This window comes from Streptosporangium minutum (genome assembly GCF_002149035.1).
GTDB classification, from domain to species: Bacteria; Actinomycetota; Actinomycetes; order Streptosporangiales; family Streptosporangiaceae; genus Streptosporangium; species Streptosporangium minutum.
On record NZ_NGFP01000034.1, the window covers coordinates 18,801 to 33,706 of the forward strand.

Here is a 14,906-nt window from a genome sequence, read left to right on the forward strand (position 1 = left end):
ATAACGCAGCGCTGCGGCAATACCTTCAGCATCTTGACAAGCATTCGGACCATGCGTCACTGGCGTGCTACGAACACCTGCCAGCCGTGACAAGCGCGGTGATTAACGTGCACGGCGTTCGCTGAATTGCCGGCCGCCGAACCAATTGGCTTGGCTCCTCCATAATCCGGTGATCGAAAATAGACCTCGGGACGAGAAGATCAGCGATGCCTTTCCGGCACGGGACATCGAGAGAGGACCACTCGGATGAAGCGATGGATCGCCCCACTGGCCGTCGCGGTGGCCACGTCCATCGCGGTCACCGGACTCGGTACCGCTGCGGGCGCTCAGACAGGCCCGATCAGCCCGATCGACGCGCTCAGGCGTCAGCTCGTCGAGAACCGGGGCGTGGCCATGTCGGAGGTCACCACCTGGAGAAGAGACGGAGAGAAAAACAGTTTTCGGAAAAAGACCCGCGCCGAGTTCGGCAAGGGCACGGTGACGGCCACCGATGTCAGAGACGTCGCCGGATCCGATGACCCCCAGCCTTCCATGCGGTTCCTCACGTTCACGGGCCGGACGTACTGCCAGGGCTGGATCTGCCCCGTTCCCGAGGGGAAGACCTGGGTCCTGTTCTACGAGGACGAGAAGACCCGTCCCTTCCTGGAGTCCGGTGGGATCGATCTCGGTGATCCGGCCGCGTTGCAGGCGGTGCTGACCACGACCGAGGCCAAACGCCCGGGCGGCGTCTACGACGGCACCCCCACCACGATCCACCAGGGGACGATCACCTACGCCCAGCTCTACAAGACCTCTCCCGCGTTCCGCGACCAGTACGGCAGGAAGCCGCCCACCGGGAGAGACGCGAAGACCAAGGTCTCGTGGCGGCTCTGGCTCGGCAAGGATCAGCTGGTACGCAGGGTCCAGACCTCCTGGGCCGAGTGGCTCGCCAACGGCGCCAGTGTCTGGGTTTTCCATGTCGTTGACGCTCGCCTTACCGGCTGGGGCGCCAAGACCGACCTCCCCGTCCCTTCCGCCGACGAGACAGCGGAGCAGGACGATTGGAGGGATCCCCCGAGCAACGCTCTCTCCTGAACCTCGTCGCCGAGCGGTGAGATGCCACTCCGGTGACCGGCGCGCCGTAGGTCTTCATGAGTCGCCTCGGCGGCGATGACCGCCTATGCACAGCAGGAGTTCGGCCACCGGCCCTACGGATCTAGGGCGAAGCCCGACAGCTCGCGCGAACCCTAGAGGAGTACGGCTCTCCGCTGGCCAAACGGCCTTACGACCTTCGGCGCGCATGCCTGTCCATCTGGCTGTACGCGGGCGTCCCACCGAAGCAGGTGGCTGAGTGAGCAGGCAACAGCGTGGAAGTCCTCTTGCGCACCTACGCCGACGCCCTCACTCCTCGATCAGATGGGGCGTCGTCACGTCCTGGCGCGCCAAGGAAACCGAATTCACATGCCAACCTGCACCGCAGGCCAGCCGTCTCACATTTGCCCCATATCTCACATATTGAAGGATCCACCAGTGCGCTCCCTCCCCTTGGCTCTGTCCGCTGCCGCTTTGGCTGTGGCGCTCGTCCCCGTTGTGCCGGCGCAGGCCACCGTGCTCCCCGTGGTCCAATTCGTGAAGATCTACTACAACTCGCCCGGGTCACCGGACAACGGGGCGAACAGCAGCCTGAACGGCGAGTGGGCGCAACTCAAGAACACCACCCGGAAGGCGATCGACCTCGAGGGGTGGACCCTCCGCGACAAGACGTCTGCGTCGGATCACGTCTACACGTTTGGTACGTTCACCCTCGGCGCTGGGAAGACGGTCACGGTGCGGACCGGTAAGGGTACGAACACCTCGACCATCCGCTACTGGGGTCGGTCCGGGGGGACGTTCGCGTACATCTGGAACCAGGCCTCGGACACGGGGTACATCCGCAACCCGTCTGGAAAGCTCATCGACTCCTGCTCGTACAACAGCTCCCGGGTCGAGTCGGTCAACTGCCTGTAGCCGTACAACGCGGAGAGCCTTCGCCCATCACGGGCGGGGGTTTTCTTTTGTTCGCCTTGATGTGCATATCAACCTCTTATGCCGTTGTGACGTCTCGTGCTGGGGACTGGGATCTCTGGGTGCCGATAGTTCATCCGTGCAGGTTAAAGCGGTGATCATCGATCGCGTGCATCGAATTCAGGGTCCGTGAGTGCCCATTCCCTGAAAACGTGGAGACTCCGTTATGCGGCGATGGCTTCCCGAAGCCTCGCCCTGGTCACGGTTCGCGCGGCCATGACTTGCTGCTCGTAGACGATCGGGGGTAACCCGTCGGCGGCGCTGTGCCGCCGGTGGGCGTTGCAGAAGTCGGCGAACCAGGTGGCGATCTTCAGCCGGGCCTCGGCTCGCGTGCGGAAGCGATGCCGATGCACGTATTCGACCTTGAGTATGGAGTCGCACGCATCGACGAATCGGCGCCGTCTTGTATGCGATCATCGATGGAAGTCACCGGGAGGGCCTCCGACCTGAAGTCGCCTCGGGGAATCGAACCCCCGGCCCCCTTGTTCACACCGGCTCCGACCAGGACCCGGCAGACCAGGGTCATCAGAACGAGGCAGGCGGTGCCGAGTCCGCCCGCCAGGCGTTCGAGTGCCTCGAAGGCGTCACGGGTCACCCCGTCACCTCAGGGTGGGCATACGGGGGCATTCCGGCCTGCACTACCAAGCCTTGGGTAGCTGACGGGATTTTCGCAGGTGAGACGGGTTCCTAGAGTGATCGGTATGAACGATCCCCACCGCCTCGATCTGTCAGGCCGTCCGTCCGCACCCGTCTCCAGGCCGCGTGGTGGCGGCACCGCGCTTCGCGCGCTGCTGTGGGTCGTCCTCATCGTGAGCGCCTCGATCAACATCGTCCTGAACACCCTCGGAAGCGAGACCGCCACTGTGCTCGGCACGGTCGCCGGAATCGTCGCCGTCGCCTGCATCGCCGGCCTCATCACCCACCATTTCCTCCGGCGGCGGTCATGAGTGGAGTCGTCACCCTGACCGACGTCGTCAAGAAGCACGGTGAGCTCGTCGCGCTCGACAACGTGTCGCTCACCTTCCCGCGCGGCCGGTTCGTCGCCGTCATGGGACCGTCGGGCTCGGGCAAGAGCACGTTGCTGAACTGCGCTGCCGGGCTCGACACGCCCACCTCGGGCGCGGTCGCCATCGGCGGCGTGGACGTCACCCGGCTCAACGAGACCAAGCGCACCGAGCTGCGCAGGAAGCACATCGGCTTCGTCTTCCAGTCCTACAACCTGCTGCCCGCCGTCAGCGTCGAGCACAACATCACGCTGCCGCTTCGCCTGGCCGGAATCCGCCCCGACCCGGCCTGGCTGCGCGAACTGGTCGAGCGGGTCGGCCTCGGCGGACGGCTGCGGCACCGGCCGGCGGAACTCTCCGGCGGTCAGCAGCAGCGCGCCGCGATCGTGCGCGCGCTCGCCGCCCGCCCCGACGTGGTCTTCGCCGACGAGCCCACGGGCGCTCTCGACCTGCGCAGCGCCTCCCAGGTGCTGGACCTGCTGCGCGAGCTGGTCGACGACCTCGGTCAGACCGTGGTCATGGTCACGCACGACCCCGCTGCCGCGGCGAGGGCACACGACACGCTCGTCATGGCCGATGGCAGGGTGGTGGACCTGCTGTCCGCCCCCACGGCCGGGGATCTGGCGCAGCGACTCACGCAGCTCACCGCCGTACCGGAGGGAGCCAGGTGATCAGGACAGCACTCTCCCTGGCCGGGCTCAGCGGCCTCGTCGTGGCCTTTCTCGCCGTGTTCGGCGGGATGGCGCTGCTCACCGGCTCCGGTGTGATCATCGAGTCGGGCCTGCGGTCGAGCGTCTCCACCCAGCGCCTGCCCGGTGCCGACGTGATCGTCTCGGCCAGGCAGTCCATTCCGCAGAAGGACGACCTGCCGGTCGCTCTGCCCGAGCGGGCCGTGGTGCCCGGCTCTCTGGTCGCTCAGCTCGCTGCCGTACCGGGCGTCGCGGCCGCCGTCGGCGATCTCAGCTTTCCCGCCACCGTCCTTCCCATCACGGCAAGCACGTCCGGTCATGGCTGGTCCTCTGCCGCGCTGGCCGACGCGGGCAGGAAGGTGACCGGCACCCCGCCGGACACGGGCGACGAGATCGCCCTGCCGTACAGCATGGAAAAAGCACGGATCGGGCAGACGGTGCGTGTCATCGCGGGCGGGACGTCGGGCGACTACCGCGTCACCGCGCTCGTCGACGCGCCCGGCCTGTACTTCAGCGACGAGACCGCGGTCAAGCTCGCCGCCAGGGACGCCGGGCCGCGGGCGAAGACCGTGGACCTCGTCGCGCTCAGGGCCGAGGACGGCGTCACCGCGGCCGCGCTCGCCGACGAGCTCGCCAAGCGGCTCGGCGACCGGTACGAGATCTCCACCGGCCGGGCCAGAGGGGACGCCGAAGCCCCCGGTACGGCCGCCGCCCGCGGCATGCTCATCGCGTTGCCCGCCTCCATCAGCGGGATCAGCCTGATGGTCGTCGGGTTCGTGGTCGCCGGCGGGCTGGCTCTGTCGATCAACAGGCAGCGACGCGACCTGGCGCTGCTGCGTGCGGCCGGTGCCACACCGCGCCAGGTGCGGAAGCTGGTCGCCGTGCAGGGGACCGTGGCCGCGCTGGCGGCGATGGCACCGGGGGCGGCGCTCGGCTACTATCTGGCCGCCCGGTTCGGCGAGTTGCTGGTGTCGGTCGGCACGCTGCCCGGCGATCTCCCGCTCTCCTACAGCCCGCTGCCCGCCGTGGCCGCCGCGCTGCTGCTGTTCGGCGTGGTCAGGATGTCGACGTGGGGCACGTCCCTGCGCGCGTCGCGGATGCCGGCGGTGGCCGCCGTCGCGGAGTCGGCCAGCGAGCCGCGCACGCCCTCCCGCATCCGCACGAACGGCGGGCTGCTGCTCATACTGGCCTCGGTCGTGCTCTCCACGGCCCCGCTGCTGATCCGCACCGAGATAGCCACCGTCGGCCCGGCCACCGCGGCGCTGGTGGCCGTGATCGGGCTCGCCATGGCCGGCCCCTGGCTGGTCCAGCGGGCGACGGGCCTGCTCGCCAGGCGGCTGCCGCCCGGTCTGTCCGCGCCCGCCTGGCTCGCGGTGAGCAACACCCACGGCTACGCGCTCAGGACCGCGGGTGCCATCGCCGCCCTCGGCATGGTCGTCACCCTGGCGCTCAGCGTCGTGCTGACCCAGACCACGATCGCGAAGGCCTCCGGCGACGAGGCGGCCCAGGGCATCCGCGCCGACGCCACGATCACCGCGCCGGTCCTCGGCGGCATCCCGCACGGCCTGCTCTCCGACGTACGCGCCACCCGGGGCGTCACCGCCGCCACCGCGTTCACCACGACCACCGTGCTGACCGGCTCGCCGGCCGTCGGCGACGACTCCCACCGGCTCGAACCCCGGCCGGCCATGGTGCTCGGCCCCGACGCCGAAGGCCTGGTGGATCTGGGCATCGTAGGCGGCAGCCTGGCCGCGCTCAAGGGCGACACGATCGCCGTCGACGAACGCGCCGGAAAGCTCGGCGATCACGTCAACCTCACCCTGGGCGACGGCACCGCGGTGACGGCCCGCGTGGTCGCCACCTACACCCGCGCGCTCGGCTTCGGGCCCGTCGCCGTCTCCCGTGACCTCGCCTCCGGGCACACCACCACAGGTCTGGACTCCACGATCCTTGTACGGCTCGCGCCGGGTCCGTCGCCCCTTCCCGAGCTCCTGAAGCAGTGGCCGGGCACCGTCCTGTCCGGCGACCCCGCCGCCCCGGAGATGGGCAGGCCCTCGGGCGAGATCCTCGTGAACATCGCGGTCCTCGCCGTACTCCTGGGCTACGTCCTGGTCGCGGTCGTCAACCGCCTGGTCGCCACCACCACCGCGCGGACCGCCGAACTGACCGCCCTGCGCAACCTGGGCGCCACTCCCCGCCAGCTCCGCACCATGATCCGCTGGGAAGCCCTGGTCATCGCCGCCGCGGCCGCCGGATCCGGGCTGCTCCTGTCCACCGCCCCGCTGACCATGCTGAGCATCGGCTTTCTCTCCCGGCCCTGGCCGGCGGGTCCTGTCTGGCTCGCGCCGGCCGTCGTCCTCACCATCACCGTGGTCGTCTGGCTGGCCCTGGCCATCCCTTCCCGGCAGATGGTCCGTCGCGCCTGATGGACCCGAGAAGACCTCCTCGGCCGGAGGAGCCGGCCACGGAGTGGAGCACGGGGCCAACACCTGAGCGGACAAAGACAACAATGGAATGCAGCCGTTACCATCGCATTTGAGCTCACCTTTCCGTTGAATGCCCCAAAAGCTCAACAAGAAGGGCAAATCCCCCATGAGACGATGGGCTGCTCTGACGCTCGCCGTACTGATCGCGTCCGTACCGGTTGCCACGAATCCCGCCGCCGCGCAGGCGGGAGCTCCCGATCCGGCGCGCGCGCTCAAGCGGCAGCTCCGAAACGAGCATGGCGTTCGGATTTCCGAGACCAACCGCTACTTCTTCGGCGCGAAGTCGACGGTCTCCGGGAGCGGGACCCGGAGCAGCGGCAGCCTCCAGCTGTCCCCATCGGGTCCGGTGGCTGCGGATCTCACCTGGTGGGACCTTCCCCGGCCGACGGGCGGGAGGTCCCCGGCCGAGAAGCCGGACCCCTACCGTGTGATCCGCGTCGGCAAGAACGTGTACGACGCCGCCGATCGGTATCCCGGGCCGGTTCCGGATGGCAAGAAGTGGATCCGGTTCCCGAACAAGCACAGAGGGCAGATGAACCGGGACATGGCCCGGGACGCCAGCCTGCAGCCGATCGACGTGTACGACCCGTTCATGATGAAGGCCGTGCTGAAGTGCTCGGCGGGCAAGCCCGTCTCCGGCGGCTTCCTCTACCGGGGCACGATGAGTTACAAGGAACTACGCAAGGTTTCCAAGGACACCTTGATCAACTGGGCCTCGGGGCGGCCCATCGGCGAGAAGACCAAAGGCAAGATCTCCTGGCAGCTCTGGGCCGGCCGTGACGGTCTGCTCAAGCGCCTGATCACCACCGACACCGTGGGAGCGGGGAAAGATCCGCTGGTCAAGCGGAGCGACACGCGCTACACCAGGTGGGGGTTCCGTCTCGTCATCACCGCCCCGCCCGCGGGCGAGGTCATCGACGAAGATGATCTGCTGGAGTACATCCGCATCCAGAACACGCCCATTCCCCCAGACGACAAGAACACCTGAGGCGCCCTGACGGTCACGGGAACGCACCCCCCACGACGGAGCGCTGGGGGTCCGCGGAAAGGAGCGCACCAAGATGGATCCCCCTCAAGGTGATGATCTGTCAGCCTTGGGGAAAGGCCTCCGGCACTTCTCCCGCTCGGGCAATGGCGCGATTCTCCCGCTTGAGCATGGGCGCGATGCGGAGGCTCATTGAGCATGGGCGCGATGGAGGATCGCCGCCCCTGGCCTCTCGGTCAGTGCTCGTCGTACAGGATCTCCATCACCTGACCGCGCACCGGGAAAATCCGTGCACCGGGAAAATCCGTGATCCGGCCCGGCCGGGCGGCGTCATGCCGCCCGGCCGGTCGGGTCACTCATCGAACAGTGACGCGGTCCCCCTTCGGCGCCCTGACCGGCGAGTTCTTCACGATGTAGGAGGCCAGCGCTCCCGTATCGTCCGGCCCGCCGTGGTAGACGCTGGTGCTCCCCTCCCATTTCGGGAAGCCCTGCCAGCCGCCCATCAGTATGTAGTTGGCCGCGATCTTGATCACCTGGGTGTCGGCCACCGGAGCGCCGTTCAGCGTGATCTCGGTCACCGCCCCGCCCTGCAACGTGTAGCGAAGCGAGGACGAGGGGGTCAGCACCCAGCCCGAGGGGTTCGGGTGCGCCAGCAGCTTCTTGAGCTGTGCGCCGGTCATCGCGTGCACGTCGACGGCGAGCCCGTCAGGCTGGGTGGCCCACAGTTCCTCGTAGGTGACCGGACCCGCGTTCAGTTCCGTGCGGAACCCGTGCCTGCTGACGAGGGCGACCTGTGCGCCAGAGACGGCCTGGACCGCGTCCAGGTAGGCGTCGGCGACCAGTTCGACGAGCGGGCCGCCGGCGGCGGTCAGCGTGATCTTCTCGGCGGTGGCGCCGAACCCCTCCCTGTTGCTCGGCGGACCGCACTTGAAGTAGTAGAGGGTGTTGGACGTGAGGCCGTCCGGCTGCCTGATCTGGATCTGCACCGAGGTCTCGTCCGTCTCCCAGTCCCAGTTGAGCGTCTCCAGCACGGTGGTGAAGACGGCGCCGTGGTCGGCCGGCACGTTGACGGTCTTCCACTCCTGAGTGCCGACGAGGCGATACTGCACTGCCTGCGCGCCGGCGGGAAGCCCCTCGAAGTGGCCGTGGATCTTGAAGGTCACCGGGCACTTCGAGGCGGTGGTCCGCTCGAAGACGATGGTGGCCTTCCGCACCGAGTTCTGAGCGGGCTTGTCGTCGTCCTGCCCGGCAGGAGGCGGCGTAGCCGAGTCAGCCGGCGTGTCGGATCCCTCAGCGGAGGTGGCCACGCTGTCCCACACGTCGCCCGTGCTCTCCACGTCACCGGCGCAGGTGACGGCGAACGAGGCTTTCCTGGAGGTCTTCTTCACCGGGCTGACCAGGCGAACCGCGCCCCAGCCACGAGCGTCACCGGTGACCTTGATCGACGTGAACAGCCGAACGGTCTTGAGGCCCTTGCCGCCGACCTTGTAGGTCTTGACGCGGCTCCTGTCTCCATCGCTGAAGGTCCACGCGTACTTCAGCGCCACCGGCGCCTTGACCTTCACGGTGGTGGACAGCGTCACGGTCGCCGGGCAGGCACCGGTATGAGCCTTTGGTGAAGCGGAAGCCGTACCGAAAACAACCGGATTCGGGGCGGCCTGCGCTCCTGAAACAAAGACTCCGGACGCCATGGCAATAACGGCTACCAGCACTCCGATTCGGCGCCCAACCCTACCTGATAATCCCACAATATTCCTCTCCTGCGATCTGCGACGACAGATCTGGACGTACAAGGAACAACGGATCAGCCCGTTCCCTTGGAGGAAAAGATGCTAGCCAGGCCGGCCGACAATTTTGCGAGGGCCGAATCGCCGGTGAACTCAGGAGGAAGCCGCCAGGACGCCGGGGCGAGGTGTCAGTACTCCGATCCCGTGTTCACCATGAGGAACGGTCCCCTGTCGAGCCGCGCAACTTCTACAGGTTTTTCGAGCGCTACTACGAAGGGGCCGGTGTCCCCTATTGCAGTTCGACTGCCACCCCGATGAGGAGGGCAGCAGACAGCAGGATTCCGACGGGCCCGAAAGCCGCTCGTGGACACGGCACGACCTTCGGCAGGCAGGCATACGCCTTCAAGAACCAGGATCACCCGCCCCAAAAGGGCGGAGCGCCTCAAGCCCTCACCCAGGTCAATGGTTATTCACGCTTCTCCCTCTCCCGGATGACCTCCATCGGGTCGTCGAACTCGGGGAGGCCGCCTGCCGGGCCGTCGACCTTGGTGAATTTCTGCGGTGCCTTGATAGTGACGCCGGAACGCCAGGAGAGGAACTCGGTCGTCGCTGATCCTTCGACCCGCTTCGGCTGGATGGGCCGGCCGGCGATCCAGGTGTCCCACATGGAGCTGATCTTCAGCGGCCTGCCGTCCATGCCGGTCGTCAGCCACCACGTCACCGTGGCTTTGGCGAGGATGGCATCGAGCTCTGGTCCGATGGTCGCCCGGAAGGTGGGCGATGCGGCGTAGAGGTCGGCGAAGGTGAGCGTCCCGCCGTAGACCATGACGTACTTGTGCCCGGGGGCACCGCCCATCCGGCCCGGCCACCGCTTCTTGCTGTCGGTATCGGCCAGCAGCCGCTGCAGCGTGGTCGGTTCGAAGAGGTTGATGATCTGGTCGTTGAAGGCTCCCCCTCCGTGCACCGGGCCGCGCAGCGCCCAGCCATGCCCCTTCGTGTACAGAGGTCCGGTGGTGTAGAGCTTGCCGTTCGCCGCCACGGAACGGTGTGTCCGCCTCTGGACATGGAGGCTCCGGCCAACGGGATCACCCTTGCTGACCAGGTCTTTCAGGATGACGGTGGAGTCTTCTCGCGTGAAGATCACGCGCCTGGTGAGATCGGAGGCGACGACTCCCTTGCTGCCGAGCTGGATCGAGCCCGCACGCTTGACGTCGTACTGGAACCATTTGGCGGTGTTGTTGACCACCCGCGAGAGCGAACCGGGGCTGATGTTGCCCACCTCGGTCACCTTTACGGTGAACTGGCCGGCCATCAGCCGCTTCACTGCCGCCACCGGATCCACGCTCTCCGCTTTTACGGCGGTTGGTGCTAGCAGGGCACAGGCCAATGCCGCAAATACAAGTGAGCTCCTCATGCGCAAGATCTTGGCACTTATGGCGCGGAAAGATCTACTCGGGCTTCCGGCTCATTCAGCAACGCGGCCGACCGAACTCGAAGGCCCCCGCCGCCGCCTCCCCGGTGATTCCGGACCCCAGCCGCAGATAGGGCTCCGAACCGCGCCGGGTTTCATGGACCAGGGGCACACCAAATTGAATGCTGTTGGCGAGGGTGTCAGCGAAAGGCCCCCACCGGAACCCGGTGGGAGCCTTTCGACCTGGAGCCGCCTTGGGAAATCGAACTTCAGCCCCCTTGACCGGGTCAGGCAGCGCCGGCCGCTGCTGCCGGCGCCGGTCGCGCATTCCTCCCGAGATCACCGTCGCCACCTTGGCCGGCCTGATCGCCGACCGCAATGGCCTACTGGGCGGCTTCGCCTTCAGGGCCGCGTCCGCCGTTCGGCGTCACCCCTGAATGAGCGGAAGGCGGCGCACTCCTGTCAGGGACGCGGCGGTGTGCACGGCTCTTCACAGCTCCAACTCCTGTCAGGAGTGCTCGGCCGGTCCCGGTTCCTGACGTGAGGAGCCGGGACCGGCCCGCGTTCCCGCCATCCCTCCCCTCGTCCCCGCGGAGGGAAGGGCATGGCCTGGCGAGAGCGCGGGGGTGGCTAGTCCTCCTCGTACGGCGCGGGCGGCTGCAGGGAGGCGCACCCGTCGAAGACCCGCTTCTCGGCGGCCGAGCCGGGCTTGACCTGTTTGAACCCGGCCGGCTTCTCCTCGTCCTTGTCGATGGGCTGCCAGACGCCGCCCTTACGCAGGCACTCGGCCCACGCGGCGAACTTGGCGTCGTCCTCGGGTGAGGACGGCTCGGCGCTGCCGAGGAGCACCGAGTCCCACTCCTTGCACGCCTTCATGGCGGCGTCGAGCTTGGCCTGGGTGACCTTGGTGACGGCGCTGGTGTCGATGTCCTGGCCCTTGACCGGGTCCGGGATGTCGATCCCGTTCTGCCGCATGCACCCGGCGAACTTCACCGCGGTCTCGTGCCAGCTGGGCTTGGCGGAGTCGGGAGCGGGACTCGACGCGCTGGCGAAGCTCTGGGCTCCGCACGCCGCGCTCAGCGCCAGGGTGGGAAGGGCGGCCAGGACGGCGAGGCGTCGCTTGGTGATCAACACGGTTTTCTCCAATGGGTCGGCTGGCTGCCCAACACCCTGGCCCGCCCCTGTGAGCGGACTGTCCGCGCCATGTCATGAACCTGTAATAGCTTCCAAGTCCGAACAAATCGCAAGCCGGAGCCGCCGATACTGGAACGCATGGCCCGCGTGTTGCTGATCGAGGATGACCCGAGCGTCAGAGACGCTCTGACGCTCGCCCTCAAGGGCAGGGATCACGAGGTCGAATCGGCGGCATCCGGGGAGGATGGGCTGGAACGGCTGGCACGTTTCGCCGCCGACGTGGTCGTGCTCGACCTCATGCTGCCCGGCATCGACGGGTTCGAGGTCTGCCGGCGCATCCGCGCGGCCTCCTCCACCTCGATCGTGATGCTGAGCGCGCGGGGCGACGACTTCGACGTGGTCGGCGGGTTGGAGGCCGGTGCCGACGACTACGTGGTCAAGCCAGTGCGGCCGCAGGTGCTGGAGGCCCGGATCAGGGCGGTGCTGCGCCGTACCGACGGTGTGCCCTCGCCCGTGGAGACCTACGGCGCGCTGTGCGTGGACCGCGCCTCCCTGACCGTGAGCAGGGGCGGACGGCAGGTCGCGCTGCCGCCGATAGAGTTGCGGCTGCTGCTGTACCTGTCGGCCTCGCCCGGCCAGGTCTTCAGCAGGCAGCAGTTGCTGGAGTCGGTGTGGGAGCACGACTACCTGGGCGACTCGCGGCTGGTGGACGCGTGCGTGCAGCGGCTGCGAGCCAAGATCGAGGACGTGCCGGCCGAGCCGAGGTACGTGCAGACCGTGCGCGGATTCGGTTACCGCTTCGGGCCGGTATGACCTGGCTGCGGGGGTTGCGGGCCCGGCTGGTGATCACGTTCGTGCTGGTGGGCGGGCTGAGCGCGGTGGGGGCCGCCGGGCTGACCTACTACAAGGCGCAGGACAACCTGCTGGCCGGGGTGCAGAACCGGTTGCTGAAGGACTTCAAGAACCGGGTGCTGCTGCTGTCGCGCGACGTCGCGCTGCCCGCCGGCGACGCGGAGCTCGCCCTGCTGGCCGAGGACCTCGAGGTGGGCGACCGCGAGGTGTACGTGGTCAGGGACGGCGCCATCCCCAGCGACGCCCGCATCACCGCCGAACTGCGCGCGAGAGTTCTGCGCCGGCCGGAGCTGGCCTGGCAGCGGGTGGCCCGCGACGGCGTGCCGTACCTCGTGGGCGGCAGCAGGGTCATGCTCCTCGCGGGCGGCACGCCGTCGGGGATCACCGTCTATCTCGTCGAGTCGCTCGCGCAGGCCGCCTCCGACGAGGCGGCCGTGCTGCGCGCCGCGCAGGCGGCGGCCCTGCCCTCCGTGCTGCTGGCGGTGTTGGCCGGGCTGCTGGCCGCGCGCGGCGTACTGCGCCCGGTCGCCGACCTGGACCTCGCGGCCCGGCGGCTGGGCGAAGGGCGACTGGAGACCCGCCTGCCCGTGCGCGGCGGCGACGAGCTTGCACGGCTGGCGGGACGGTTCAACGAGACCGCCGCCGCGCTGGAACGCTCGGTCGGCGAGTTGCGCGAGATGGAGACCAGGTCACGGCGGTTCGTCGCCGACGTCTCCCATGAGCTGCGCACCCCGCTGGCCGCCGCCACCGCCGTCACCGACGTCCTCGAAGCCGGCGCCGACCGGCTGGACGCCGACGCCGGGACCGCCGCCCGGCTGGTCACCGCCGAGATCGCCCGGCTCACCAAGCTCGTCGACGACCTGATGGAGATCTCCCGCTTCGACGCCGGAGCCGCCGTACTCAACCTCAACGACGTGGACGTCGGCGCCGCCGTCGCCGCCTGCCTGCGCTCACGCGGCTGGAGTTCCGGCGTCACCACGGACCTGCCGCCGGACATCCGCGTTCCCCTCGACCCGCGCCGCCTGGATGTCATCGTCGCCAACCTCGTCGGCAACGCGCTGCGGCACGGCGCGCCGCCCGTCACGGTCCGGGTGCGCGCCACCGGCCAGGCCGTCGCCATCGAGGTCGCCGACCAGGGGCCGGGCCTGCCCGCCGACGTCCTCCCGCACGTCTTCGAGCGCTTCTACAAGGCCGACGCCGCCCGCGCCCGCTCCGAAGGCAGCGGCCTGGGTTTGGCCATCGCCCGCGAGAACGCCCTCCTGCACGGGGGTGACCTGACCGTCGCCCCCGGCCCCGGAGCCGTCTTCACGCTCACCCTGCCGGGGAACCGCCCGTCATGACCACCCCACCGGGGAACCGCCCATGAGAACCTGGCCCTTCGCCCTGCTCCTGGCAGCCTGTACGGCCTGCGGAGTCGGCCCCACCGGCGTGATCGACGCCGGAGAGCCCGCCCGCGGCTTCATCCAGGGCACCCGTCTGTACTTCGTGCAGGACGACCGCCTCGTCTCCGTCAGCCGCCCCGAAGGTCCGCTGGAGGCCGCCGAAGCCGTCGAGCTGCTGGCCGGCGGGCCCACCTCGAAGGAGAGCGAGCGCTCCTTCGTCACCCGCCTGTCCAAGAACATGGCCGTCCGGGTGAACGACGACGGGTTCGCGCTGGACAAGAGCGTCTCGATGCTGGTGGGCGGCCGATGGCTGCCGCCGGTCTCCCGCCTGTCGCGGATGGCGACCGGGCAACTCGTCTGCACGATCGCCGCCGCCACTGCCGCCAAGCGCGGCGTGGACGTGGATGACGTGCGGGTGACCGTACCGGACCAGGGACAGGTGCGCTGTGAGGACTTCAAATGAGTTGCCCGGGACGGCCGGTGTCCGGCCTCAGCGGAACCACTCACTCCTTGAATGAGATGAGATGAAGCCTCGCGGCGCAAAACACGCGGCGAGGCCTCGCCTCCTCCCTAGAGCAGGATCACCCGTGGCGTGAACACGCAGTCGGCGCCCGTAGGCGTTGCGCTTTGCGTGGCGGCGTGAAGCAGGTGCCCAACTCGATCCAGGCGACGATGCCACCAACGCCAGTGGATCCACCGGCGTTGGCATGGGCGTTGGCAAAAGGCCCCTTGAAACCGCCGCGCCGCTCCTGGAGGGCCTTCCGCAGCATGTCTCGCGGATTCACCACTCGGGGAGCTCCTGTGCGTCGGGATAGAGCGTGACGATCTTCTCCAACAGCTCAGGGCTGCCTGTCTGCACATCCCAGTGGCCGCTGTCGAACGCTCGGATCTTCACCTCCGGCGCCGACGGACTGTCGCCGTGGCCGACAAGCTCTCCGTCGATGAGCTGGCACTCCACGCTGAACAGCTCGATGAGACGCCCCGCGGTCACCAGCGAGCCCGCCGTGGCCCCGGTGATCGCTTCAGCCTGCGGAGAGACCAGCCAGTCGATGACCAATTCCCAGCGGTAGCCTTCGAGCACGGGACCGAGGGAGGTAAGAACCTCCGCCAGGCCGACATAGCGCTTCTCTCGCCAGGCTTTGAACGTGAGGATGCGAGTCCCGGTCACGCTCTCCCTCTCCTCTGCGGCGGAT

The 14,906-nt window shown here is 68.3% G+C and carries 14 protein-coding genes; 9 read left to right on the forward strand and 5 right to left on the reverse strand.

Features of this window, described 5'->3' with window-relative positions; all coding sequences use genetic code 11:
* Positions 1-246: 246 nt before the first annotated feature.
* Positions 247-1,074, forward strand: coding sequence for a hypothetical protein (locus CA984_RS10385; RefSeq protein WP_086570668.1), 828 nt, complete (start codon positions 247-249; stop codon positions 1,072-1,074).
* A gap of 522 nt (positions 1,075-1,596) precedes the next feature.
* Positions 1,597-1,986 carry a lamin tail domain-containing protein gene (locus tag CA984_RS10390; RefSeq protein WP_242675856.1) on the forward strand — a complete coding sequence of 130 codons (390 nt, stop codon included), beginning with the start codon at positions 1,597-1,599 and terminating at the stop codon, positions 1,984-1,986.
* A gap of 221 nt (positions 1,987-2,207) precedes the next feature.
* Here CA984_RS10390 and CA984_RS10395 read toward each other — a convergent pair whose 3' ends face one another.
* On the reverse strand, positions 2,208-2,414 hold the full coding sequence (locus CA984_RS10395) for an integrase core domain-containing protein (protein WP_108724554.1): 207 nt from the start codon (positions 2,412-2,414) through the stop codon (positions 2,208-2,210).
* Positions 2,415-2,744: 330 nt separating this feature from the next.
* On the opposite strand from CA984_RS10395, the gene CA984_RS10400 reads away from it, so the two are divergent.
* The 4 genes from CA984_RS10400 to CA984_RS10415 all read left to right on the forward strand — a co-directional run bounded on the left by CA984_RS10400 (position 2,745) and on the right by CA984_RS10415 (position 7,210).
* Positions 2,745-2,990, forward strand: coding sequence for a hypothetical protein (locus CA984_RS10400; protein WP_086570675.1), 246 nt, complete (start codon positions 2,745-2,747; stop codon positions 2,988-2,990).
* Positions 2,987-3,718 carry an ABC transporter ATP-binding protein gene (locus CA984_RS10405; protein ID WP_086570677.1) on the forward strand — a complete coding sequence of 244 codons (732 nt, stop codon included), beginning with the start codon at positions 2,987-2,989 and terminating at the stop codon, positions 3,716-3,718. Before CA984_RS10400 ends, CA984_RS10405 begins: the two co-directional genes overlap by 4 nt.
* Positions 3,715-6,162 (forward strand): FtsX-like permease family protein, encoded by a 2,448-nt coding sequence (locus tag CA984_RS10410; RefSeq protein WP_086570679.1) that lies wholly within the window; start codon positions 3,715-3,717, stop codon positions 6,160-6,162. Before CA984_RS10405 ends, CA984_RS10410 begins: the two co-directional genes overlap by 4 nt.
* Before the next feature lie 166 nt (positions 6,163-6,328).
* Positions 6,329-7,210, forward strand: coding sequence for a hypothetical protein (locus CA984_RS10415; RefSeq protein WP_086570681.1), 882 nt, complete (start codon positions 6,329-6,331; stop codon positions 7,208-7,210).
* 353 nt (positions 7,211-7,563) lie between these two features.
* On the opposite strand, the gene CA984_RS10420 is transcribed toward CA984_RS10415, so the two are convergent.
* From CA984_RS10420 to CA984_RS10430, 3 genes are all read right to left on the reverse strand, one after another.
* Positions 7,564-8,790 (reverse strand): 5'-nucleotidase C-terminal domain-containing protein, encoded by a 1,227-nt coding sequence (locus CA984_RS10420; RefSeq protein WP_165781192.1) that lies wholly within the window; start codon positions 8,788-8,790, stop codon positions 7,564-7,566.
* A gap of 610 nt (positions 8,791-9,400) precedes the next feature.
* Positions 9,401-10,348, reverse strand: a complete 948-nt coding sequence (locus CA984_RS10425) for a hypothetical protein (protein ID WP_133061609.1) — start codon at positions 10,346-10,348, stop codon at positions 9,401-9,403.
* 627 nt (positions 10,349-10,975) lie between these two features.
* On the reverse strand, positions 10,976-11,479 hold the full coding sequence (locus CA984_RS10430; RefSeq protein ID WP_086570689.1) for a hypothetical protein: 504 nt from the start codon (positions 11,477-11,479) through the stop codon (positions 10,976-10,978).
* 138 nt (positions 11,480-11,617) lie between these two features.
* Between CA984_RS10430 and CA984_RS10435 the strand changes: the two genes are divergently transcribed.
* The 3 genes from CA984_RS10435 to CA984_RS10445 are packed head-to-tail and all read left to right on the forward strand — an operon-like array spanning position 11,618 to position 14,176.
* Positions 11,618-12,292, forward strand: a complete 675-nt coding sequence (locus CA984_RS10435) for a response regulator transcription factor (RefSeq protein WP_086570691.1) — start codon at positions 11,618-11,620, stop codon at positions 12,290-12,292.
* Positions 12,289-13,671, forward strand: a complete 1,383-nt coding sequence (locus tag CA984_RS10440; RefSeq protein WP_086570693.1) for a sensor histidine kinase — start codon at positions 12,289-12,291, stop codon at positions 13,669-13,671. The genes CA984_RS10435 and CA984_RS10440 overlap by 4 nt, the downstream gene beginning before the upstream one ends.
* Positions 13,672-13,693: 22 nt before the next feature.
* The gene (locus CA984_RS10445; protein ID WP_086570695.1) at positions 13,694-14,176 is read left to right on the forward strand and encodes a hypothetical protein; all 483 of its coding nucleotides are present in this window, start codon (positions 13,694-13,696) and stop codon (positions 14,174-14,176) included.
* 318 nt (positions 14,177-14,494) lie between these two features.
* Here the strand turns inward: CA984_RS10445 and CA984_RS10450 are convergent, their stop codons facing one another.
* Positions 14,495-14,881 (reverse strand): hypothetical protein, encoded by a 387-nt coding sequence (locus CA984_RS10450; RefSeq protein ID WP_086570697.1) that lies wholly within the window; start codon positions 14,879-14,881, stop codon positions 14,495-14,497.
* Positions 14,882-14,906: the final 25 nt, after the last annotated feature.

What these genes read in the sequence shown, in the direction of transcription:
- CA984_RS10425 (WP_133061609.1), bottom strand. Translation starts at nt 10,348, where the DNA reads ATGAGGAGCTCACTTGTATTTGCGGCATTGGCCTGTGCCCTGCTAGCA.
- CA984_RS10445 (WP_086570695.1), top strand. Translation starts at nt 13,694, where the DNA reads ATGAGAACCTGGCCCTTCGCCCTGCTCCTGGCAGCCTGTACGGCCTGC.
- CA984_RS10435 (WP_086570691.1), top strand. Translation starts at nt 11,618, where the DNA reads ATGGCCCGCGTGTTGCTGATCGAGGATGACCCGAGCGTCAGAGACGCT.
- CA984_RS10385 (WP_086570668.1), top strand. Translation starts at nt 247, where the DNA reads ATGAAGCGATGGATCGCCCCACTGGCCGTCGCGGTGGCCACGTCCATC.
- CA984_RS10405 (WP_086570677.1), top strand. Translation starts at nt 2,987, where the DNA reads ATGAGTGGAGTCGTCACCCTGACCGACGTCGTCAAGAAGCACGGTGAG.
- CA984_RS10400 (WP_086570675.1), top strand. Translation starts at nt 2,745, where the DNA reads ATGAACGATCCCCACCGCCTCGATCTGTCAGGCCGTCCGTCCGCACCC.
- CA984_RS10440 (WP_086570693.1), top strand. Translation starts at nt 12,289, where the DNA reads ATGACCTGGCTGCGGGGGTTGCGGGCCCGGCTGGTGATCACGTTCGTG.
- CA984_RS10415 (WP_086570681.1), top strand. Translation starts at nt 6,329, where the DNA reads ATGAGACGATGGGCTGCTCTGACGCTCGCCGTACTGATCGCGTCCGTA.